Consider the following 20,700-nt stretch of genomic DNA (forward strand, 5'->3'; position numbering starts at 1 on the left):
TCTGGCCGAGCCCCTGTACGCCGTTCTATGGTGCCCGCATGCCGCACCTGCCCGATGTCGTGTTGTGGTCGATACCGGCCTTCGTCCTGCTCACCGTCCTGGAGATGGTGAGCTACCGGCTGCACCCGGACGAGGACGCTGCCGGATACGAGACGAAGGACGCCGCCACCAGCATCGGCATGGGGCTCGGCAGCCTGGTCTTCGACGCCCTGTGGAAGATCCCGATCGTCGCGATCTATGCGGCGGTCTACGAGCTGACGCCGCTGCGCATCCCTGTGCTGTGGTGGACGCTGCTCCTGATGCTGCTCGCGCAGGACTTCTTCTACTACTGGTCGCACCGCGGCCACCACGTGATCCGCATCCTGTGGGCCTGCCACGTGGTGCACCACTCCAGCCGGAAGTTCAACCTCACCACCGCGCTCCGCCAGCCCTGGACCACCTGGACGGTCTGGCCGTTCTACGTACCGATGATCGCGCTCGGCGTGCACCCGGCGGCGGTCGCCTTCTGCTCCTCGGCGAACCTCGTGTACCAGTTCTGGGTGCACACCGAGCGGGTCGGCAAGCTGCCGCGCCCGTTCGAGTACGTGCTGAACACGCCCTCGCACCACCGCGTCCACCACGCCTCCCAAGGCGGCTACCTGGACCGGAACTTCGGCGGCATCCTGATCATCTGGGACCGGCTGTTCGGCTCCTTCGTCCCGGAGACCGAGCGGCCCGTCTTCGGGCTGACGAAGAACATCGACACCTTCAACCCGCTGCGGGTCGCCACGCACGAGTACGCGGCCATCGCACGCGACGTACGGGCCGCGGGGAGCTGGAGCGAGCGCGCGGGGCGGATCTTCCGGGGACCCGGGTGGCAGCCCGCACGGAGCGGCGAGGGCGCGTCCCGGGTGCCGGGCACCGAGACCTCTGCCGCATGAGCCGCGGCACCGCGGCCCGCGCCCTCCTCGGCGCCTTCGGGCTGCTGTCCGCCGTCCATCTCGGCGCGCTGCTCGCCGGGGCCGGTGCAGTGGAGGTGGCGACCAAGCCGGTGCTAATGCCGGTCCTCGCCGCGTACGTACTCGCCCGCCGCGGCCCCGTACTGCTCGCCGCCGCGCTGCTCTTCGGGTGCGGCGGCGACACGCTGCTCCAGGTGGGCGGCGACACCGCCTTCCTCGTGGGGATGGGCTCCTTCGCGGCCGGGCACATCTGCTACCTGGTGCTGTTCGTACGACGGGGCGCCGCACCGGAGTGGGGCCGCCGGTGGCCGCTCGCCGCGGTGGCCGCCGCGTACACCGTCGCCTGGTTCGGCACCGTCGCGCTGCTGTGGCCCGCCCTCGCCGCCGATCTGCGCGGGCCGGTCGCCGGGTACAGCCTCCTGCTCACCGCGATGGCGTACGGCGCGCTGCGGGCCGGGCCGCGCGCCCTCCTCGGCGGCCTGCTCTTCCTGGCCTCCGACACCCTCATCGCGAGCGGCCTCGCGCACTGGCCGCAGCCGCCCGCGCCGCAGTTCTGCATCATGGCCGGCTACCTCGCCGCCCAGTGGCTGCTGGCCGACGGCGTGCTGCGGACGACGGCGGCTCCGGCCGCCGCCGGCACCGCGGCCCCCGACGGACCGGCCCGGCGCGCCGTCGTACCGGACCGGACGTAGCGTGGGCCGGGAGGCCCCGGGCCGGGGCACGCCCCGGACAGCGAGGACTCCCCGCCATGCGAGCCAGCACCCTCCACGCGCCCCGCGACATCCGCGTCGAGGAGGTGCCGGACGCCGCGCTGCGCCGGCCGCAGGACGCGGTGGTCCAGGTGGTCCGGGCCTGCATCTGCGGCAGCGACCTGTGGCCGTACCGGGGCGAGTCGCCCCGCGAACCGGGGCAGCGCACGGGCCACGAGTTCCTCGGGACGGTCACCGACACCGGTGCCGACGTCGTCACCGTCGCGCCCGGCGACCTCGTCGTGGCGCCTTTCACCTGGTCCGACGGCACCTGCGACTACTGCGCCGACGGGCTGACCACGTCCTGCGTCAACGGCGGCGCCTGGGGCACGCCCGGGTCGGACGGCGGCCAGGGCGAGGCGGTGCGCGTCCCGTATGCCGACGCCACGCTGGTGAAACTGCCCGCCGCCGCTGCCGGTGACGACCGGCTGCTGACCGCGCTGCTCTCCCTGGCCGACGTGCTGGGCACCGGGCACCACGCGGCGCTGGGCGCGGGCGTCCGGCCGGGCGCGACGGTCGCGGTGGTCGGGGACGGCGCGGTGGGGCTGTGCGGGGTGCTGGCGGCCCGGCGGCTGGGCGCGGAGCGGATCATCGTCCTGGGGCGGCATCGGGTGCGTACGGACCTCGCACGGGCCTTCGGGGCCGACGAGGTGGTCGCCGAGCGCGGCGACGAGGCGGTGGCCGCGGTGCGGGAGCTGACCGACGGGCACGGCGCGCACGCGGTGATCGAGGCGGTCGGCACGGAGCAGTCGATGCGCACCGCCGTGGAGATCGCCCGGCCGGGCGGCGCGATCGGCTACGTCGGGGTGCCGCACGGCAGCGGCAGCGGCCTGGACCTGAGCGTGCTGTTCGGGCGGAACATCACGGTGCGCGGCGGCGTGGCACCGGTACGCACGTACATCCCGGAGCTGCTGCCGGACGTCCTGGACGGGACCGTCGACCCCTCGCCGCTCTTCGACATGCCGGTGGACCTGGACGGGGTGCCGGAGGGGTACCGCGCGATGGACGAACGCAGGGCGCTGAAGGTACTGGTACGCCCGTAAGGGCGTCTTTCGGACCGGCCGCCGGGGCCCGCTGCCACGGGCCCCGGAGCCGCTCGCTCAGTCCTGCTCGACGGCGTCCAGCGCGTCCACGATCCCGTAGCCGTAGTGACCGTTGACGTGCGGAGTACCGGTGCACGTCGCGTCACCCTGGGGGCAGCCAGGGTTGTCGGCGTCCTTCTTCAGCAGCCACTGGATCTCCTGCGGGCTGCTCTTCGGGTGCGCGCTCTTCACCAGCGCCGCGACGCCGGCCACGTGCGGGCTGGCCATCGAGGTGCCCGCCAGGTAGGCCCAGTCGCCGCCCGGCATGGTGGAGAGGATGTTGCCGTTCTTGGCGGGGAGTTCGGGGACCTGCCGGCTGTCGCCGCCCGGCGCGGCCACGTCGATCACGCCGTTGCCGTAGTTGGAGTAGTACGACTTCAGCTTCTTCACGCCGGTCGCGGCCACCGTGACGGTACCCGGGAGCTGGGTGGGCACGTCCCAGCACTTGGCCGGGTCGATCTTCCGCTCCACCGGAGTGGTGTCGTTCGGGCTCGACTTGTCGGTGAGTTCCTTCGCCGCCAGGTCGAGGTTGGAGTTGCCGGCCGCGGCGACGTTGATCGCGCCCTTGCGCTCGGCGTACTTGGCCGCCCGGCCCACCGCGTCGACGATGGCGCCCTGGTCGGCGTCGTCCTTGCAGTTGAACATCCACGGGTCGACGTAGTAGCTGTTGTTGGTGACCTCGACGCCGTGGTCGGCCGCGAAGACGAAGGCACAGACCACGCTCTCGGCGTAGAAGAGGCTCGTCTCGGGCTCGCTGACCTTGATGGCGGAGATCTTCACGTTCGGCGCGACGCCGGCCACGCCGACTCCGTTGCGCGCGGCGGCGATCGTGCCCGCGACGTGCGTACCGTGGTAGTCCTCGGCGGGGTTCCACGGGCGCCAGGAACCGGCGGTGGTGTCCGCCACGCCGCCCACGCAGTTGGCGGACTGCTGCGCGGAGAAGTTGGGCTTCAGGTCCGGGTGGGTGTCGTCCACGCCGGTGTCGATGACCGCGACGGTGACCTTCTTGCTGCCCGGGTTCACCTTCGCGGCCTGGTCGGCCTTGATGGCGGGCAGGTCCCACTGGAGGGACTCCAGGGGCTCCTCGCCGGCCGCCTTGGCCTTGGCGCCGGCCAGCTTCGCGGCCTTGCTCAGATCGGCCTTCTGCGGCTTCCCGATGTCGGTGGTGCCGGAGGGCTTCAGGGGGGCGGTGCGGGTGGCGCCGGCCGACTGGACGCCGCGCACCGTGCGTATCGTCTCGGCGAACTTCGGATTCGCCGAGTGGACGACGATCACGCCTATCTTCTCGTGAGCGACGATCACCTTGCCGCCGGCCGCGCGTATCGCCTTGCCGACCTCGGCCATCGACGCCTTGCCCGGCGTGGCGTTGACGACGTACGAGAGCAGCGGTCCGTCGGTGGTGACCGTGGCCCGGGCCTCCTGTGGGGCGGCGGTGGCCGCCTGCGGGAGGAAGCCGAGGGAGGCGACGAGGGCCAGTCCGACCGGTACGCCGAGCGCGCGCACCCGTCTGGATCTCAGATGTGCCATGGGTACTCCACATCATCTTCAACCGCTCGCGGGCAGGTCGCGCGCGAGCCGGTTCACTGACGAGTGAAGCTATCCGCGATCACCCGGACAGTTCAACGGTCGGCAAAGAAAACCCGCCTGTCGGCGGGGGAAAACCCGCCAACTGCCGCAGGAGCGGGGCCCGTCAACCACACCGGGGACGGCGCAGCGTCCCGAAGCTCAGCAGCGGCAGCGTGATCCGCCGGCCGTCCCAGCGGCGGGCAACGGCGCAGGTCGGGCGGGGTGGCGCGGGAGGTGCGAGGGCGACGGGGGAGGACAACCGCACGGCGCCGTACGGGAGTCGGCCCGGTCCTGGTGGCTGCCGGGGCGGCAAAGGCGTCACACCCGGACAACGACCCGGCGCGCCGGCGGTGGCGGCCGTACCCCCCGATTTCCTGGGGATTTCAGGCCCTGCCCCCTGTCGGAAGGCGGCCGCGCCCCTCTAGCATGCGTGATCCGGATCACTGATCTGAACTTTATGTCGCCGTCGGAACGCACCACAGAGCGCGCGAAGCAACATCCCGCACCACGCGCGAGGCGACACGCCGCACCACGCGACAGAACACGCCAGGAATTGCCAGCACCGTGAGAAACCAGGAGACCGCGTGAGCACCGCCGCCCAGCCGCCCGCTGACCACGGGCCGCACGAGGAGCACGAGGGGCAGCACGGCGTGCCCCATGAGGCACCGCCCTTCACCGAGGTGCAGTCCGGCGCGGAGTTCACCGAACTGCGCCGCTCATACCGCTCGTTCGCCTTCCCGCTGACCGTCGCCTTCATCCTCTGGTACCTGCTGTACGTGCTGCTCAGCAACTACGCGGGCGGCTTCATGGGCACCAAGGTCCTCGGCAACATCAACGTCGCCTTCGTCCTCGGCCTCGCCCAGTTCGTGACGACCTTCCTCATCGCCTGGTGGTACTCGCGGCACGCCGCCGCGAAGCTCGACCCCAAGGCTGAGGCGATCAAGAACCGCCTGGAGGGCGGTACCCCGCGTGTGGAGGGCGACGCATGAACCACCTGACGTACCAGCTCGCCGCCGAGGGCGCGACCCAGCACCGGCCGCTGATCATCACGCTCTTCGCGGTCTTCGTCGCCGCCACCCTCGGCATCACCGTGTGGGCGGGGCGGCAGACCAAGGGCGCCGAGGACTTCTACGCCGGCGGCCGCCAGTTCTCCGGCTTCCAGAACGGCCTGGCCATCTCCGGCGACTACATGTCCGCCGCGTCCTTCCTCGGTATCGCGGGCGCCATCGCCCTCTTCGGGTACGACGGCTTCCTGTACTCCATCGGCTTCCTCGTCGCCTGGCTGGTCGCGCTGCTGCTGGTCGCCGAGCCGCTGCGGAACTCCGGCCGCTTCACGATGGGCGACGTCCTCGTGTACCGGATGCGGCAGCGCCCGGTACGCACCGCGGCGGGCGTCTCCACCATCGTCGTCTCGATCTTCTACCTGCTGGCACAGATGGCGGGCGCGGGTGCGCTCGTCACGCTGCTCCTCGGGATCACCAGCGAGGCCGGCAAGATCCTCGTGGTCGTCCTCGTCGGCATCGTGATGATCCTCTACGTCTCCATCGGCGGCATGAAGGGCACCACCTGGGTGCAGATGGTCAAGGCCGTCCTGCTGATCGCGGGCACCCTGCTGATCACATTCCTGGTGATGCTCAAGTTCAACTTCAACATCTCCACGCTGCTCGGCGAGGCCGCCAAGGAGAGCGGCAAGGGCGCGGCCTTCCTGGAGCCCGGCCTGAAGTACGGCGCCACCGCCACCTCGAAGATCGACTTCATCTCGCTGGGCATCGCCCTGGTTCTGGGCACCGCGGGCCTGCCGCACATCCTCATCCGCTTCTACACCGTGCCCACTGCCAAGGCCGCCCGTAAGTCCGTGAACTGGGCCATCGGCATCATCGGCGTCTTCTACCTGATGACCATCGCGCTCGGATTCGGTGCCGCGGCGCTCATCAAGCCGGAGACGATCATCGCGTCCAACCCGGCGGGCAATACCGCGGCCCCGTTGCTCGCCCAGGAGATCGGCGGCGGCGCCGACTCCACCGGCGGCGCCATCCTGCTCGCCGTGATCTCGGCCGTCGCCTTCGCCACCATCCTCGCCGTGGTCGCGGGCCTCACCCTCGCCTCGTCCTCCTCCTTCGCGCACGACCTGTACGTCAACGTGATCAAGAAGGGCCAGGCGTCGGAGAAGGAGGAGGTGCGCGCCGCGCGGTGGGCCACCGTCGGCATCGGCTCCGTCGCGATCGTCCTCGGCGTCTTCGCGCGCGGCCTGAACGTCGCGGGCCTGGTCGCCCTCGCCTTCGCGGTCGCCGCCTCCGCCAACCTGCCCACGATCCTCTACAGCCTCTTCTGGAAGCGCTTCACCACCTCCGGGGCGCTGTGGTCGATCTACGGCGGCCTGGCCTCCTCCGTCCTCCTCGTGCTCTTCTCGCCGGTCGTCTCCGGCAAGGAGACCTCGATGTTCCCCGGTGTGGACTTCCACTTCTTCCCGCTGGAGAACCCGGGCCTGATCTCCATCCCGCTGGGCTTCCTGCTCGGCTGGCTCGGGTCCCTGCTTTCCAAGGAGAAGCCGGACGCCGACAAGTACGCCGAGCTGGAGGTCCGGTCCCTGACCGGCACCGGAGCGCACTGACCGCCCGGTTCCCGCAGGCGAGCACCGGCCGTGTCGTAGATCCCTACGACGCGGCCGGTCCCGCATCGTGACATCGGATCCGTGCTCGTTGTCGGACCCATCGCGTAGGCTCGACAACAACTGATCCGCCACCGGGGGAGGGGGCCTCGTGCTCATCGACACATACGGGCGAGTAGCCACCGACCTGCGGGTTTCGCTGACCGACCGGTGCAACCTGCGGTGCACGTACTGCATGCCCGAAGAGGGCCTGCAGTGGCTCGCCAAGCCCGACCTGCTCACGGACGACGAAATCGTCCGCCTCATCCGTATCGCCGTCACCGACCTCGGCATCGAAGAGGTCCGCTTCACCGGCGGCGAGCCGCTGCTCCGCCCCGGCCTCGTCGGCATCGTCGAGCGCGTCGCGGCGCTGGAGAAGCGCCCCAGGATGTCGCTGACCACCAACGGCATCGGCCTGGAGCGCACCGCCGTCGCGCTGCGCGACGCCGGCCTGGACCGGGTCAACGTCTCGCTGGACACCCTGCGCCCGGACGTCTTCCAGACCCTGACCCGCCGCAAGCGCCATGAGGACGTACTGCGGGGCCTTGCCGCCGCCCGCGCCGCGGGCCTCACCCCCGTCAAGGTCAATTCCGTACTCATGCCGGGGCTGAACGACGACGAGGCCCCCGACCTCCTCGCCTGGGCGGTGGAGAACGACTACGAGCTCCGCTTCATCGAGCAGATGCCGCTCGACGCGCAGCACGGCTGGAAGCGCGAGGGCATGATCACCGCGGGCGACATCCTCGCCTCGCTGCGTACCCGCTTCGAGCTGACTCCCGAGGGCCAGGAGGAGCGCGGCTCCGCGCCCGCCGAGCGCTGGCTCGTGGACGGCGGACCGCATCGCGTCGGCGTGATCGCCTCGGTCACCCGGCCCTTCTGCCGTGCCTGCGACCGGACCCGGCTGACGGCCGACGGCCAGGTGCGGACGTGCCTGTTCGCCACGGAGGAGACGGACCTGCGGGCCGCGCTGCGCTCGGACGCGGGGGACGAAGAGGTCGCCCGCATATGGAAGCTCGCGATGTGGGGCAAGAAGGCGGGCTCGGGCCTGGACGACCCGAGCTTCCTGCAGCCGGAGCGGCCGATGTCGGCGATCGGCGGCTGAGGCGCACCGGCGCGCGGGGCAGCCGGTTCGGCTGAGGCACCCAGGCGGCGCTCGGCGGCGGGCGGCCGGCCCGGACAGGCGGCCGGCCCGGCTCGGTCGTCGGCTGCGGGCCGTGGGACGTCAGCCCTCGGAGGCCGGCGCCTCCCACTCCTCGAGCTTCACCACGTCCTTCAAGAAGCCGCGTACGCCCAGGAATTGGGAGAGGTGCTCGCGGTGCTCCTCGCACGCGAGCCAGGTCTTGCGGCGGTCCGGGGTGTGCAGCTTCGGGTTGTTCCACGCCAGGACCCACACCGCGTCGGCTCGGCAGCCCTTGGCGGAACAGATGGTGGCGTTCTCGGAGACGTTCGGGAGGTTCACGCCCTCAACCCTACGTCGCGCCCCTGCGTCCGGACATGGCGACGCCGGGCAGCCACGGGGGGAGCCGCCCGGCGTCGGTCCGTCGCTCCGACGGGGGATGCGGAGCGCGTACGAAGTATGTCACGGGGGACCGTGCCGGGTGCACCGGAACCACATGATTGATCTGAGCTTTTCTTGAGCTTTGCGGATCGTCGGGAGATCAGCCGCGCTCGCCGCGCTGTTCGGCGGAGTCCGTATGCGCCGCTTCCGGGCCGTCTTCCGTGCCGGACTCCCGCGATGTGTCGTCGGCCGGAGCGGTCAGCATCGGCCGGGACGGGGCCGCTATGAAGGTCGACGGGAGTGAAGTGACGTTCTCCCGGCCCGCGTTGGCGATGACGACCGCAATGTACGGCAGCACCAGACCCGCAATCAGGGTGATAATGGCGACGTGGCGCTCGACGTTCCAGAGCACGGCGGTGAGGACCACCGCCACCGTCCGTACGGACATGGAGATCACATAGCGTCGCTGCCGTCCACGAACGTCCTCGGTCAGCCCCTGGCGGGCTCCCGTGATCCGGAAGGACTGGGCACTGCTCTGCTTCCGCATCACGTTCCACCACCTGTTGTCATACCGGGCACACGCCAATGCCGGACCTGTTCCACGTTACGCCGGGGCTGCGCAGCCTTCGAGACCGGGGCGCGATACGCCCGGTGGGGTACATACCGGCGTCATACGTACAGGCGGCTCCGACGTGCGCCGTACGGGTGGCGGTACGAAACTGAACGATGCACGGCCTTGTACACCGCGCCCCATTAGGAGGCGACATGAATTGGTTGTGGGCCATCATTCTGGGTCTGGTTCTGGGTGTGATCGCGAGGGCGCTCATCCCGGGGAAGCAGGCGATCCCGCTCTGGCTGACGGTGATCTTCGGCATGCTCGGCAGCGTCCTGGGCAACTGGGCGGCCACCGGCATCGGCGTCGAGGACACCAAGGGCATCGACTGGACCCGGCATCTGCTGCAGCTGATCGGCGCGGTGATCGTCGTCGGCGTGGGCAGTCGGCTGTGGGCCATGATGCGCGGGAGGAAACACCGGCACCAGCAGGCGTGACCACGCCGCGGCACACCGCTCCCGCGGGCCTGCACACCAGGCCCGCGGGAGCGGTCCGCCAGGTGGCCGGCCGCGGCACCCGCCGCGGGGCCGGCCATGCTCCGGCTCGCCTGCCTTGCCGCCGGGCTGCGGGGCGCGTGTACCCGCGCCCCGCAGCCCGGCGGCCCCGGCTCACGCGCCCTGGATCTGGGCCAGCTTGCGGCCCGCCTTGAGGTACGGAGTGCCCGGCGTGGCGGCCAGCTTCTCCGCCAGCACCTCGGCCAGCGGACGGATCGCTTCCGCCTCGGCCAGTACCACCGTCTCCTGGCCCGACTCGGCCTCGATGACCAGCCGCAGTGCGTTCTGCTTCGCCAGTCGGCGGGCCGCCGACGCGCTGGCCGTGAACTCCAGCACCTTGGTCAGCACCGTGGCCACCGTCTCCGTGCCGTGCTCGGCGAGGTCCACCGAGGGCAGCGTGGAGACGTCGGCGAAGGACTTCTTGGAGAACTGCGCGACGAACCCGGCGCGGGCCGCCATCGCCGCCTCGATGCCGTACAGCGCGGTCACGACCTCACCCGCGAGGATCTTCTTCAGATCCATCGGGTGCAGCGACTTCGCCTCGATGCGGGCCAGGACCTGGGCGATCTCCTCGTCCGTCCACTCCGTCCACGCCTTGAGGTACGGCTCCATCAGCCGGTCCGGGACCGACATGATCTTGCCGAAGACGTCCTCGGCGGGGGCGTTCAGACCGACGTAGTTGCCCTTGGACTTGGACATCTTCGCGCCCGTGCCGTCCGTGCCCTCGATCAGCGGCATCGTGACGACGAGCTGCGGCTGCTGGCCCTTGAGCTCCATGAGCTTGCGGCCCATCTGGAGGTTCAGCAGCTGGTCGGCGCCGCCGAGCTCCACGTCGCACGCCAGCGCCACGGAGTCCAGACCCTGCGCGATCGGGTACAGCATCTCCGTCATGGTCAGCCCGGAGCCGTCCGCCAGGCGCGTACGGAAGTCGTCGCGCTGCAGAAGCTGGGAGGCGGGGACCTTGGACAGCAGGCTCAGCAGCTCGGGGAAGGTGTACGGCGCCAGCCACTCGCTGTTCTGCCGGAAGCTGACCTTCTCGAAGTCGAAGAACGGCCGGACCTGGTCGCGGTAGGTCGCGAGATTCTTCGCGATGTCCTCGTCGGTCAGCGGCGGGCGCTCGGTGCTGCGGCCCGAGGGGTCGCCGATCTTGGCCGTGAAGTCGCCGATGATCAGCGTGACGTCATGACCGAGGCGCTGGAACCGGCTGAGGATGATCAGCGGGACCGCGTGCCCCAGGTGCACGTCGGTTGCCGTCGGGTCGATGCCCAGCTTGATGTGCAGGCCCTTGCCGGCCGCCTTGCGCTCCTCGATGCGCTCGGCGAGCTGGTCCACGCCCGGCAGCACCTCGACCGTCCGCGCGGCGATCAGCGCGGCCTGCTCCTTGGCCGGCAGGTCCGTCAGGTCGAGATAGCGCCGCGCGCCCGTCTCCTTCAGCAGCTCCTCGACGGTGGAGTCGGCGGAGAGGTCTGCGGAGAGCAGCGTGCTGGCGCGGGCGACGGATTCGCCGAGGCGTGTCATGGCGTTCCTGATCGGTCGTTGATCCCAAACGGGAGGACGGAACCGATTCTATTAGCCGTGCGAAGCCTGGCCGACCGACTGTCCACAGGCCGGCCACGCGGTACGACAAGTGCGCGCGGCCCCGGGACGGGCGCACGGACGGCGTCGCCCCGGGCGCGCCCGGCCTCACACCCCCCGGCTCACCGAGCTCATGTTGAAGTCCGGGATGCGCAGCGCGGGCATCGCGGCCCGCGTGAAGTAGTCGCTCCACTCGCGCGGCAGCGTGCGCTCCGTACGGCCCGCCTCGCTCGCCCGCCCCAGCAGGTCCACCGGCGACTCGTTGAACCGGAAGTTGTTCACCTCGCCGACCACCTCGCCGCCCTCCACGAGGTACACGCCGTCCCTGGTCAGCCCCGTGAGCAGCAGCGTCGCCGGATCGACCTCGCGGATGTACCACAGGCAGGTCAGCAGCAGCCCGCGCTCGGTGCCGGCCACCAGCTCGTCCAGGGACTTCGTGCCGCCCGCGTCCAGCAGCAGGTTGTCGACCGCGGGGGCCACCGGCAGGCCGGTCAGGTCCGCGCTGTGCCGGGTGGTGACCAGCCGGTTCAGCGCGCCGTCCCGCAGCCAGTCGGTGGGCTCCAGCGGCAGCCCGTTGTCGAAGACCGAGGCGTCGTCCCCGGAGCTGTGCGCCAGCACGAAGGGCGCGCACTCCAGACCCGCGGCCCCCGGGTCGCTGCGCAGCGTCAGCGGCAGCCCGGAGAGCTTCTCGCCGACCCGGGTGGAGCCCCCGGGCGACGCGAAGACCGTGCGGCCCTCGGCCGCGTCCCGCGCCCCGGAGGACCACATCTGGTACACGAGCAGGTCGGCGACGGCGGTGGGCGGCAGCAGCGTCTCGTACCGCCCGGCGGGCAGCTCGGTCCGCCGCTCGGCCCAGGCCAGCCGACGCGCCAGGTCGGCGTCCATGGCCAGCGGATCGACGTCCCGGAAGTCCCGGGTGGCCCGGCCGGCCCAGGCCGAGCGGGTGCGGTCGGGCGACTTGGCGTTCAGCTCCAGGGTGCCGGTGGGCTGGTCGTGCCGGAGCCGCAGCCCGGTGGAGGAACCCACGTACGAGGACACGACCTCGTGGTGGGCGAACCCGTACAGCTCGCGGCCGCCGTCCCGGGCCCGCCGGAAGGCTTCGCCCAGCGCCGGCGCGAAGTCGGCGAACACCTCGGAGGAGGTCTCGGCGGGCGGCTCGGTGAAGCCGGGAGAGGGCGCACCGCCCGGTACGAGCGGCTGCGCGTCCTCGGCGGGCCCCGCGCCCCGGGCGGCCGCCTCCGCGGACCGCACCAGCTCCTCCAGGTCGTCGCCGGTGACCGCGGCGCGCGAGACGACACCGGACGCGGTGCCCTCCTTGCCGTCGACGGTGGCGATGACGGTGAGGGTGCGGCCGCGGGTGACCCCGTTGGTGGTGAGCGCGTTGCCCGCCCAGCGCAGGTTGGCGGTGGCGGACTCGTCGGCGATGACCACGCAGCCGTCGGCCCGCGACAGCGCCAGCGCCCGCTCGACCACCTCGTGCGGCGCGCTCGTACGAGAAGTACGAGACGTACGGCGTGTGCTCATCGACCGGCCTCCTGGGTCGTGTTCAAGATGTTGACGCCCGTGAAGAGGGCGGAGGGGCAGCCGTGCGAGACGGAGGCGACCTGGCCCGGCTGGGCCTTGCCGCAGTTGAAGGCGCCGCCCAGTACGTACGTCTGCGGGCCGCCGACCGCGGCCATCGAGCCCCAGAAGTCGGTGGTGGTGGCCTGGTACGCCACGTCCCGGAGCTGCCCCGCCAGCCGCCCGTTCTCGATCCGGAAGAACCGTTGCCCGGTGAACTGGAAGTTGTACCGCTGCATGTCGATGGACCAGGACCGGTCGCCGACCACGTAGATCCCGTGCTCCACGCCCGCGATCAGCTCCTGCGTCGACGGCCCCTCGGGTGCCGGCTGCAAGGAGACGTTCGCCATCCGCTGCACCGGTACGTGGGACGGCGAATCCGCGTACGCGCACCCGTTGGACCGCTCGAAGCCGGTCAGCCGCGCGATCCTGCGGTCGAGCTGGTAGCCGACCAGGACGCCGTCCTTGACCAGATCCCAGGACTGCGCCGCCACGCCCTCGTCGTCGTACCCGATCGTCGCCAGCCCGTGCTCGGCCGTCCGGTCGCCCGTGACGTGCATCAGCGACGACCCGTACGCCAGCTTCCCCAACTGGTCGAAGGTGGCGAACGAGGTGCCCGCGTACGCCGCCTCGTACCCCAGCGCCCGGTCCAGCTCTGTCGCGTGCCCGATCGACTCGTGGATCGTCAGCCACAGGTTGGAGGGATCGACCACCAGGTCGTACCGCCCGGCCCGGACGCTCGGCGCGCGCATCTTCTCCGCGAGCAGCGCCGGCATCTCCGCCAGCTCGGCATCCCAGTCGTACCGCCCGTCGGTCAGGTACTCCCAGCCGCGGCCGACCGGCGGCGCGATGGTCCGCATCGAGTCGAATTCGCCGCTGCGGTCGTCCACCGCGACGGCCGTCAGCTCCGGGTGCAGCCGGACCCGCTGCTGGGTGGTGGTCGTCCCCGCCGTGTCGGCGTAGAACTTGTTCTCGCGGATCGTGAGGAGCGAGGCGTCCGCGTGCGTGACGCCCGGCGCGGCCAGCAGCCGCCCGCTCCACTCCGCCAGCAGCCCGGTCTTCTCCGCGTCCGGCACGTTGAAGGGATCGACCTCGTACGAGGAGATCCACGTCCGGTCCGGATACGCGGGCTCGTCGGCGAGCTCCACCTTCTCCTCCGACCCCGCCGCGTCGATCACCTTCGCCGACAGCTTGGCCATCGCCACCGCCTGCGCCGCCACCCGCGCCGCCGCGTCCATGGTCAGGTCCACACCGGACGCGAACCCCCAGGCCCCGCCGTGCACGACCCGCACCGCGTACCCCAGGTCGGTGGTGTCCGAGGACCCGGCCGTCTTCGCGTCCCGCAGCCGCCAGGAGGCGTACCGGATGCGTTCCAGCCGGAAATCCGCGTGGTCGGCACCGAGCGCCCGGGCCCGGGCGAGCGCGGCGTCGGCCAACGCGCGCAACGGCAGCGCGAGGAAGCTCTCGTCAAGGGAACGAGGTGTAGCAGGCACGGCATCCCTCCCGGGGTCGGCGCCACGCATCATGCCGTGCCGGAGCCCGGGTGCGCACCAGGTCCGGCGGGTCCGCCGCGGCGATTCGCCGGGTCGCCGAGCGGTCGCTTCTGTAGGGACCCGACAGTGACCGGCAGATGCCCCTGTGCGAGGTGGATTCTCCGTATGAGGCTCGTGACCGCTAGTTTCGTAGGGAACACACGTCGGACAGGACACGGAAAGGGTGATCTCTTGAGCCGCTCGGTTCTGGTCACCGGAGGCAACCGCGGCATCGGCCTCGCCATCGCCCGGGCCTTCGCCGAGGCAGGCGACAAGGTCGCCATCACCTACCGCTCCGGCGAGCCCCCCGAGGGGTTCTTGGCCGTGAAGTGCGACATCACCGACACGGAGCAGGTCGAGCAGGCGTACAAGGAGATCGAGGAGAAGCAGGGCGCGGTCGAGGTGCTGGTGGCCAACGCCGGCGTCACCCGTGACCAGCTCCTGATGCGGATGTCGGAGGACGACTTCGCCTCGGTCCTGGAGACCAACCTCACCGGTACGTTCCGCGTGGTCAAGCGGGCCAACCGGGCCATGCTGCGGGCGCGCAAGGGCCGGGTCGTGCTGATCTCGTCCGTCGTGGGCCTGCTGGGCTCCGCGGGGCAGGCGAACTACGCGGCCTCCAAGGCGGGCCTGGTCGGCTTCGCCCGCTCCCTCGCCCGCGAGCTGGGCTCCCGCAACATCACCGTGAACGTCGTGGCCCCCGGCTTCGTCGACACGGACATGACCCGCGCGCTCACCGATGAGCAGCGCGAGAACATCGTGAAGCAGGTGCCGCTCGCGCGTTACGCGCAGCCCGAGGAGATCGCCGCCTCGGTCCGCTTCCTGGCCTCCGACGAGGCCGCGTACATCACTGGAGCCGTCATTCCCGTCGACGGCGGATTGGGCATGGGTCACTGATCGATATGAGCGGAATCCTCGCCGGCAAGCGCATTCTGATCACGGGTGTGCTGATGGAGTCCTCCATCGCCTTCCACGCGGCCAAGGTCGCGCAGGAGCAGGGCGCCGAGGTCATCCTCACCGCGTTCCCGCGGCCGACCCTCACCGAGCGCATCGCCAAGAAGCTGCCCAAGCCCGCCAAGGTCATCGAGCTGGACGTGACCAACGACGAGCACCTGGCCCGCCTGGAGGGCGTCGTCCGCGAGGAGCTCGGCGGCCTCGACGGCGTCGTGCACTCCATCGGGTTCGCCCCGCAGGACGCGCTGGGCGGCAACTTCCTCAACACCCCGTTCGAGTCCGTCTCGACCGCGATGCACGTCTCGGCGTTCTCGCTGAAGTCGCTCACCATGGCCTGCCGCCCGCTGCTCAGCGAGGGCAGCGCCGTCGTCGGTCTCACCTTCGACGCCCAGTTCGCCTGGCCGCAGTACGACTGGATGGGCCCGGCCAAGGCCGCCCTGGAGGCCACCTCGCGCTACCTCGCGCGTGACCTGGGCCCCGAGGGCATCCGCTGCAACCTGATCTCGGCCGGACCGATCGGCTCCATGGCTGCCAAGTCCATCCCGGGCTTCACCGAGCTGGCGGACGTCTGGAACACCCGCTCCCCGCTGAAGTGGGACATGGCCGACCCGGAGCCCGCGGGCCGCGGCGTCGTCGCCCTGCTGTCGGACTTCTTCCCGAAGACGACGGGCGAGATCGTCCACGTCGACGGCGGCGTGCACATGATGGGTGCCTGACCCGTCCTCTTGACGCGATGAGGGCCGCGGGCCGTACGGAGACGTACGGCCCGCGGCCCTCACATGTGTGCGCGACCCTCACCCCCGTCGCAGCCGTCCCGGGCGGCAGCCGTACGGGTGGGAGCTCGCCTCGGCCGCCGCGCGGTCGCCGTCGCCGTCGCGGATGGCGTCCACCAGCCGCGAGTGGTCCATGTGCCACTCGGGCCGCAGCTCCTCGCCCACGTCGGCGCGGAGGAACTCGCGCAGTACGCCGCCGAGGTCCGCGTACAGCTCCGCCAGTACCTCGTTGTGCGAGGCCGCCACGATCGCCATGTGCAGCGTGGCGTCCGCCTCCACGAAGGCGGCCGCGGCGCCCGACTCCCACGCCTGCTCGCGCCGCACGAGCGCCGCGTCCAACTGCTTGATGTCGGCCTCCGTACGGCGCTCGGCGGCCCGCCGGGCGGCCTCCGCCTCCAGGGCGCTGCGCAGCTCGGCGACGTGCCGGGGGTCGGCGTCGGCGAAGCGGCGGTTCATCACCCCGGCCAGCTCGCTGGTGGCGACGACGTACGTGCCGGAGCCCTGGCGGATGTCGAGCAGCCCGTTGTGGGCCAGCGCGCGGACCGCCTCGCGGACGGTGTTACGGGCCACACCGAGCTGTTCGACCAGCTCGGGCTCGGTCGGGATGCGCTCGCCGACCGGCCACTCGCCCGAGGTGATCTGGGCACGGAGCTGAGCGATCACCTGGTCGGCGAGGGCGGAACGCCGGGGCGAGGGGGTCAGTGGCATGGACGAGCTCCCGAAGCGATTGGACAGCCATTCATCCCATGATTCTATGATGAGTCCTATGGCAGACGACGACCTCGCGACCCTCGGTACCGGCACCGAGGCACCACAGACCACCGCGCACCCGGGAACCGGCCCCCTGGACCCCGCCCCCGCGTCCGTACCGCGCTGGGTCGGCGCGGTCCTGACCGCCGGTCTCGTTCTCGCCGCGCTCAACCTCCGCCCGGCCATCACCAGCCTGGGCGCCCTCATGGAGGAGGTGCGGGACGGACTCGGCATGAGCGGCACCGTCGCGGGCCTGCTCACCTCCGTACCGGCCCTCTGCTTCGCCGTCTTCGGCATCGCGGCGCCGCGACTGGCCCGCCGCTTCGGCGCGGCCGGCATCGTGTGCGCCGGCATGGCCGCGATCGCGCTCGGCGTCCTGGTGCGCCCCTTCGCGGGCGGCACGGCCGGCTTCCTCGCCGCCAGCGCCCTCGCGCTCGCCGGCATCGCGGTCAGCAACATCCTGCTGCCCGTGGTGATCAAGACCTTCTTCCCCGACCGGGTCGGCTCGATGACCGGGCTGTACTCGATGGCGCTCGCGATGGGCACCTCGCTCGCCGCCGCCCTCACCGTGCCGGTCACCGGCGCGCTCGGCGGCGGCTGGCAGGCCGGGCTCGCGGTCTGGGCGGCGCTCGCCGCGCTCGCCGTGGTGCCCTGGCTCGCCGTCCTGCGCCGCCGCCCGCCCCAGGAGGCGCCCGCGCCCGGGGCCGCCCGCGAGGACGCCCCCGCCGTACGGATCACCCGCTCGCCCACCGCCTGGTCGCTGGCCGTCTTCTTCGGCCTGCAGGCCACCGCCGCGTACATCACGATGGGCTGGCTGCCGCAGATCTTCCGCGACGCCGGGGTGCCCGCCGGGACCGCGGGCGTGCTGCTCGCCGTCACGATGGCGATGGGCATACCGCTGTCCTTCGTACTGCCGCGGCTGGCCGCCCGGATGCGCCACCAGGGCGTCCTGGCCGTCGGGCTGGGCGCCTGCGGCCTCGCCGGCTACGCGGGCCTGTGGCTGGCGCCCGCCGCCGGGGCCTGGGGCTGGGCGCTGCTGATGGGCATCTCCAACTGCGCCTTCCCGCTCGCCCTCACCATGATCGGCATGCGCGCCCGCAGCGCCGCCGGCGTCGTCAAGCTCTCCGCCTTCGCCCAGTGCATCGGCTACCTGATCTCCATCCCCGGGCCGCTCCTGGTGGGCACGCTGTACCAGCACAGCGGCGGCTGGGGCCTGCCCATCGCGCTGATGGCGGGGCTGATGGTGCCGCAGATCGCGGTGGGCGTGCTGGCCGGCCGCGACCGCCGGATCGAGGACGAGGGGCGCCAGGCGGTACGTGCGTAAACCGGTACCGGCGGTACCGGCGGCCCGCGCCCGCAAGGCGTTTGCGACACTGGGGACATGCCAGTGCTCGAACCGAATCCGCAGGGCGGACAGAAGAAGCTGCTCCTCGTCCTGGGCGCGATGCTCGCCGTGACCGTCGTGGTGGGGATCATCGCCAGCATCGCCTCACCCTGACCCGGCGCCACGGGGTGCCGGGTAGGGCTGTCCCCACCGTCCCCTAGGGGGCCGGGGTCAGGGGTAAGTGGGTGGCGCACCTGATGGGACGCGCGGTCCCGGGACCGTAGGTTCGAAGGACACCGCGGTACGAAGGACACCGCACCGCCGCGGTGGGCGCGGCCGCACGGGAGCCGCGCCGTCCCCTCGACCGCACGGAGGCGATCCCATGTCCGCCGCTCACACCCGGCCCGACGGGAACGGCGCCCGGCCCGTGCGGCTGCCGTGGTGGGCCGTGGCCCTGGCGGTGGTCTCGTTCGTGGTGCTGCTCTTCGTGATCACACCCGCCGCGGAGGCCGAAGCGGCGGGGGTGCCGCCTGCCCTGGCGTCCGTGGTCCACTTCCTCGCGCGGCTGCTCGGCGCCGGAGTGTAGCCGCCGGTTCCGCGTCCCGCTTTGTGGGATGAGGCTGTCAACACCCCGCGCCCCGCGCCGCGTTTCATGCGAAGCTGGGACACATGAGCGTCGATTCTCCTCGCCGGATTGTTCTTCTCCGACATGCCAAGGCCGAGTGGTCCCAGGAGAGCGACCATGAGCGGCCGCTCGCCGAGCGCGGCCGCCGGGACGCCCCCGCCGCCGGACGATGGCTCGCGGGCGCGGGCATCACTCCTGATCTGACCCTCTGCTCCACGGCTCTGCGCACCCGCGAGACGTGGAAGCTCGCCGTCCACGAACTGCCCCAGCGCCCCAGGACCGTCTACGAGGACCGGCTGTACGAAGCCTCGCTCGGCGAGCTGATCGCGGTGGTCAACGAGGTCCCGGACGAGGTGGACGACCTGCTGCTGGTCGGTCACAACCCCGGCATGCACGCCCTCGCCGACGCGCTCTCCGGCGAGGCGGACGGCGAGCTGCTGACGCAGATGAACCGCGGCGGTTTCCCGACCGCTTCCGTGGCGGTGGTGACCTTCAACGGCTCCTGGAAGTCCGTCGAGCACGGCGTCGGCCGCCTGGTCGCCTACTGGACGCCGCGGGGCTGACCCCGGCGCCGGCCGTCGCCGGCCGCGGACGCCGAAGGGCCCCGGCACATCCCGTGCCGGGGCCCTTTCGTATGCGGTGGGTGACGGGTCAGTCCGCGATCGTGTCGGCTGCCTCGACCTCTTCGCGGGTGACGCCGAGCAGGTACAGCACGGTGTCCAGGAACGGCACGTTCACGGCGGTGTGCGCGGCCTCCCGTACGACCGGCTTGGCGTTGAAGGCGACGCCCAGGCCCGCCGTGTTCAGCATGTCCAGGTCGTTGGCGCCGTCGCCGATGGCGACCGTCTGCGCCAGCGGCACCCCGGCCTGCTGGGCGAAGGAACGCAGCAGCCGGGCCTTGCCCGCCCGGTCCACGATGTCGCCGGTGACCTTGCCGGTGAACCTGCCGTCCGCGATCTCCAGGGTGTTCGCCGAGGCGAAGTCCAGCCCCAGCTCGTCCTTGAGCGCGTCCGTGACCTGCGTGAAGCCGCCGGAGACCACGCCGACCTGGTAACCGAGGCGCTTGAGGGTGCGTACCAGCGTCCGCGCGCCGGGGGTCAGCCGCACCTCCTTGCGCACCTGCTCCACGACCGAGGCGTCCAGGCCCTTCAGCAGCGCCACCCGGGCGTGCAGCGACTGCTCGAAGTCCAGCTCGCCGCGCATCGCGGCGGCGGTCACCTCGGCGACCTCGGCCTCGCAGCCCGCGTGCGCCGCGAACAGCTCGATGACCTCGTCCTGGATCAGCGTGGAGTCCACGTCCATCACGACCAGGCGCTGGGCGCGGCGGGCCAGTCCGGAGTCCACCACGGCGATGTCCACACCCAGGACCGACGCCTCGGTCGCGAGTGCGGTGCGCAGTGTGTCGGTGGGGGTGCCGGAGACGTTGAACTCGACAGCGGTGACGGGGTACTTGGCGAGCCGGAAGATACGGTCGATGTTGCCGCCGGTGGCCGTTATGGCGGCGGCGATGGCGGAGGTGGACTCGGCGGTGAGCGGGTGCCCGAGGACGGTGACGTGCGAACGGCCGGTGCCGCGCGGACGGTTGTCACCGGTACCGGAGATGATCTCGGCCTGGAGGTGCAGCGACTCGGCCCAGCTGTGCACGGTCGCGCGCAGGTCGCCTTCGGTGGCACCGTTCGACGCGCTCCCCGTGGGCGTGGTCACCAGGGCGCACAGCACGATGCGGCCCCGGGTCACGACCTGCTCGATGTCGACCACGTCGACGGAGTAGGCAGCGAGGGTGTCGAAGAGACCGGCGGTGATGCCGGGCCGGTCCTTTCCGAAGATCTTCACGAGAAGGGTCGGTACGTCGTCGCCCGGTACGGCGGTGGCAGGCGGTGTCTGCGATGCGCTCATGGTGCTCTTACGGTATCCGGCCCCGCGACGGAACCGTACAGGTGTCCCGCCGAGTGGACGTCTGCCACCACGCGGCTGGGTGGGGTGCAGGTCCGTACATGTCCGTACAGAGCGGGGTCCGGCC

21 protein-coding genes are annotated in these 20,700 nt (G+C 71.5%); 13 read left to right on the plus strand and 8 right to left on the minus strand.

What is annotated here, in order from left to right:
- The first annotated feature begins 38 nt into the window (after positions 1-38).
- Genes IG84_RS0131295 through IG84_RS0131305 form a run of 3 tightly spaced genes read left to right on the plus strand, consistent with a single transcriptional unit; the run spans position 39 to position 2,730 of the window.
- Complete coding sequence (locus IG84_RS0131295) at positions 39-920, plus strand: sterol desaturase family protein (protein ID WP_031064598.1); 882 nt, start codon at positions 39-41, stop codon at positions 918-920.
- Entirely contained in the window at positions 917-1,630 is a 714-nt protein-coding gene (locus IG84_RS0131300) for a lysoplasmalogenase (RefSeq protein WP_063761878.1), read from the plus strand. The genes IG84_RS0131295 and IG84_RS0131300 overlap by 4 nt, the downstream gene beginning before the upstream one ends.
- Positions 1,631-1,686: 56 nt before the next feature.
- Positions 1,687-2,730: a zinc-dependent alcohol dehydrogenase family protein gene (locus IG84_RS0131305; protein ID WP_031064603.1), complete on the plus strand. Its 1,044-nt coding sequence runs from the start codon at positions 1,687-1,689 to the stop codon at positions 2,728-2,730.
- 57 nt (positions 2,731-2,787) lie between these two features.
- On the opposite strand, the gene IG84_RS0131310 is transcribed toward IG84_RS0131305, so the two are convergent.
- Positions 2,788-4,296, minus strand: coding sequence for a S8 family serine peptidase (locus IG84_RS0131310; protein WP_031064608.1), 1,509 nt, complete (start codon positions 4,294-4,296; stop codon positions 2,788-2,790).
- A 623-nt stretch (positions 4,297-4,919) separates the two neighbouring features.
- Between IG84_RS0131310 and IG84_RS0131315 the strand changes: the two genes are divergently transcribed.
- From IG84_RS0131315 to moaA, 3 genes are all read left to right on the plus strand, one after another.
- Positions 4,920-5,324: a DUF485 domain-containing protein gene (locus tag IG84_RS0131315; protein ID WP_031064610.1), complete on the plus strand. Its 405-nt coding sequence runs from the start codon at positions 4,920-4,922 to the stop codon at positions 5,322-5,324.
- Positions 5,321-6,946, plus strand: a complete 1,626-nt coding sequence (locus IG84_RS0131320; protein ID WP_031064613.1) for a solute symporter family protein — start codon at positions 5,321-5,323, stop codon at positions 6,944-6,946. The genes IG84_RS0131315 and IG84_RS0131320 overlap by 4 nt, the downstream gene beginning before the upstream one ends.
- A 148-nt stretch (positions 6,947-7,094) precedes the next feature.
- A complete protein-coding gene (gene moaA, locus IG84_RS0131325; RefSeq protein ID WP_031064615.1) occupies positions 7,095-8,084 on the plus strand; it encodes a GTP 3',8-cyclase MoaA in 990 nt (329 codons plus the stop codon).
- 120 nt (positions 8,085-8,204) lie between these two features.
- On the opposite strand, the gene IG84_RS0131330 is transcribed toward moaA, so the two are convergent.
- Positions 8,205-8,441: a hypothetical protein gene (locus IG84_RS0131330; protein WP_031064617.1), complete on the minus strand. Its 237-nt coding sequence runs from the start codon at positions 8,439-8,441 to the stop codon at positions 8,205-8,207.
- A gap of 199 nt (positions 8,442-8,640) precedes the next feature.
- Positions 8,641-9,027 (minus strand): DUF3099 domain-containing protein, encoded by a 387-nt coding sequence (locus tag IG84_RS0131335; RefSeq protein ID WP_031064621.1) that lies wholly within the window; start codon positions 9,025-9,027, stop codon positions 8,641-8,643.
- 218 nt (positions 9,028-9,245) lie between these two features.
- On the opposite strand from IG84_RS0131335, the gene IG84_RS0131340 reads away from it, so the two are divergent.
- Positions 9,246-9,530, plus strand: coding sequence for a GlsB/YeaQ/YmgE family stress response membrane protein (locus IG84_RS0131340; protein WP_031064625.1), 285 nt, complete (start codon positions 9,246-9,248; stop codon positions 9,528-9,530).
- Between the two features lie 171 nt (positions 9,531-9,701).
- On the opposite strand, the gene tyrS is transcribed toward IG84_RS0131340, so the two are convergent.
- From tyrS to IG84_RS0131355, 3 genes are all read right to left on the minus strand, one after another.
- Positions 9,702-11,105 (minus strand): tyrosine--tRNA ligase, encoded by a 1,404-nt coding sequence (tyrS, locus tag IG84_RS0131345; RefSeq protein WP_031064628.1) that lies wholly within the window; start codon positions 11,103-11,105, stop codon positions 9,702-9,704.
- Between the two features lie 165 nt (positions 11,106-11,270).
- Positions 11,271-12,686, minus strand: coding sequence for a metallopeptidase TldD-related protein (locus IG84_RS0131350; RefSeq protein ID WP_031064631.1), 1,416 nt, complete (start codon positions 12,684-12,686; stop codon positions 11,271-11,273).
- Positions 12,683-14,245 (minus strand): TldD/PmbA family protein, encoded by a 1,563-nt coding sequence (locus IG84_RS0131355; RefSeq protein WP_051862673.1) that lies wholly within the window; start codon positions 14,243-14,245, stop codon positions 12,683-12,685. The genes IG84_RS0131350 and IG84_RS0131355 overlap by 4 nt, the downstream gene beginning before the upstream one ends.
- A gap of 201 nt (positions 14,246-14,446) precedes the next feature.
- Here IG84_RS0131355 and fabG point away from each other — a divergent pair, with 201 nt between their 5' ends.
- Both fabG and fabI read left to right on the plus strand, forming a co-directional pair.
- Complete coding sequence (fabG, locus tag IG84_RS0131360; RefSeq protein ID WP_030264741.1) at positions 14,447-15,151, plus strand: 3-oxoacyl-[acyl-carrier-protein] reductase; 705 nt, start codon at positions 14,447-14,449, stop codon at positions 15,149-15,151.
- Between the two features lie 5 nt (positions 15,152-15,156).
- Positions 15,157-15,924: an enoyl-ACP reductase FabI gene (gene fabI / locus IG84_RS0131365; RefSeq protein ID WP_030264744.1), complete on the plus strand. Its 768-nt coding sequence runs from the start codon at positions 15,157-15,159 to the stop codon at positions 15,922-15,924.
- A 78-nt stretch (positions 15,925-16,002) separates the two neighbouring features.
- Here the strand turns inward: fabI and IG84_RS0131370 are convergent, their stop codons facing one another.
- Positions 16,003-16,689, minus strand: a complete 687-nt coding sequence (locus tag IG84_RS0131370) for a FadR/GntR family transcriptional regulator (RefSeq protein ID WP_031064638.1) — start codon at positions 16,687-16,689, stop codon at positions 16,003-16,005.
- A 58-nt stretch (positions 16,690-16,747) separates the two neighbouring features.
- On the opposite strand from IG84_RS0131370, the gene IG84_RS0131375 reads away from it, so the two are divergent.
- The 4 genes from IG84_RS0131375 to IG84_RS0131390 all read left to right on the plus strand — a co-directional run bounded on the left by IG84_RS0131375 (position 16,748) and on the right by IG84_RS0131390 (position 19,243).
- A complete protein-coding gene (locus IG84_RS0131375) occupies positions 16,748-18,055 on the plus strand; it encodes a CynX/NimT family MFS transporter (RefSeq protein ID WP_031064641.1) in 1,308 nt (435 codons plus the stop codon).
- 57 nt (positions 18,056-18,112) lie between these two features.
- Positions 18,113-18,229 (plus strand): SGM_5486 family transporter-associated protein, encoded by a 117-nt coding sequence (locus IG84_RS42700; protein ID WP_281179396.1) that lies wholly within the window; start codon positions 18,113-18,115, stop codon positions 18,227-18,229.
- A gap of 208 nt (positions 18,230-18,437) precedes the next feature.
- Positions 18,438-18,641: a hypothetical protein gene (locus IG84_RS0131385; protein WP_031064645.1), complete on the plus strand. Its 204-nt coding sequence runs from the start codon at positions 18,438-18,440 to the stop codon at positions 18,639-18,641.
- 83 nt (positions 18,642-18,724) lie between these two features.
- Positions 18,725-19,243 carry a SixA phosphatase family protein gene (locus IG84_RS0131390; RefSeq protein WP_031064646.1) on the plus strand — a complete coding sequence of 173 codons (519 nt, stop codon included), beginning with the start codon at positions 18,725-18,727 and terminating at the stop codon, positions 19,241-19,243.
- A gap of 88 nt (positions 19,244-19,331) precedes the next feature.
- Here IG84_RS0131390 and serB read toward each other — a convergent pair whose 3' ends face one another.
- Positions 19,332-20,576 carry a phosphoserine phosphatase SerB gene (serB, locus tag IG84_RS0131395; RefSeq protein ID WP_031064649.1) on the minus strand — a complete coding sequence of 415 codons (1,245 nt, stop codon included), beginning with the start codon at positions 20,574-20,576 and terminating at the stop codon, positions 19,332-19,334.
- Positions 20,577-20,700 lie beyond the last annotated feature (124 nt).

It is taken from the genome of Streptomyces ochraceiscleroticus, from assembly GCF_000720485.1.
In the GTDB taxonomy this organism is placed as follows: domain Bacteria; phylum Actinomycetota; class Actinomycetes; order Streptomycetales; family Streptomycetaceae; genus Streptomyces; species Streptomyces ochraceiscleroticus.

Bases quoted from the DNA above. Each gene is read 5' to 3' on its own strand.
- IG84_RS0131295 (WP_031064598.1), top strand. From the start codon at position 39: ATGCCGCACCTGCCCGATGTCGTGTTGTGGTCGATACCGGCCTTCGTC.
- IG84_RS0131300 (WP_063761878.1), top strand. From the start codon at position 917: ATGAGCCGCGGCACCGCGGCCCGCGCCCTCCTCGGCGCCTTCGGGCTG.
- IG84_RS0131305 (WP_031064603.1), top strand. From the start codon at position 1,687: ATGCGAGCCAGCACCCTCCACGCGCCCCGCGACATCCGCGTCGAGGAG.
- IG84_RS0131310 (WP_031064608.1), bottom strand. From the start codon at position 4,296: ATGGCACATCTGAGATCCAGACGGGTGCGCGCGCTCGGCGTACCGGTC.
- IG84_RS0131320 (WP_031064613.1), top strand. From the start codon at position 5,321: ATGAACCACCTGACGTACCAGCTCGCCGCCGAGGGCGCGACCCAGCAC.
- IG84_RS0131335 (WP_031064621.1), bottom strand. From the start codon at position 9,027: ATGCGGAAGCAGAGCAGTGCCCAGTCCTTCCGGATCACGGGAGCCCGC.
- IG84_RS0131340 (WP_031064625.1), top strand. From the start codon at position 9,246: ATGAATTGGTTGTGGGCCATCATTCTGGGTCTGGTTCTGGGTGTGATC.
- tyrS (WP_031064628.1), bottom strand. From the start codon at position 11,105: ATGACACGCCTCGGCGAATCCGTCGCCCGCGCCAGCACGCTGCTCTCC.
- IG84_RS0131350 (WP_031064631.1), bottom strand. From the start codon at position 12,686: ATGAGCACACGCCGTACGTCTCGTACTTCTCGTACGAGCGCGCCGCAC.
- IG84_RS0131355 (WP_051862673.1), bottom strand. From the start codon at position 14,245: ATGCGTGGCGCCGACCCCGGGAGGGATGCCGTGCCTGCTACACCTCGT.
- fabI (WP_030264744.1), top strand. From the start codon at position 15,157: ATGAGCGGAATCCTCGCCGGCAAGCGCATTCTGATCACGGGTGTGCTG.
- IG84_RS0131370 (WP_031064638.1), bottom strand. From the start codon at position 16,689: ATGCCACTGACCCCCTCGCCCCGGCGTTCCGCCCTCGCCGACCAGGTG.
- IG84_RS0131375 (WP_031064641.1), top strand. From the start codon at position 16,748: ATGGCAGACGACGACCTCGCGACCCTCGGTACCGGCACCGAGGCACCA.
- IG84_RS42700 (WP_281179396.1), top strand. From the start codon at position 18,113: ATGCCAGTGCTCGAACCGAATCCGCAGGGCGGACAGAAGAAGCTGCTC.
- IG84_RS0131385 (WP_031064645.1), top strand. From the start codon at position 18,438: ATGTCCGCCGCTCACACCCGGCCCGACGGGAACGGCGCCCGGCCCGTG.
- IG84_RS0131390 (WP_031064646.1), top strand. From the start codon at position 18,725: ATGAGCGTCGATTCTCCTCGCCGGATTGTTCTTCTCCGACATGCCAAG.
- serB (WP_031064649.1), bottom strand. From the start codon at position 20,576: ATGAGCGCATCGCAGACACCGCCTGCCACCGCCGTACCGGGCGACGAC.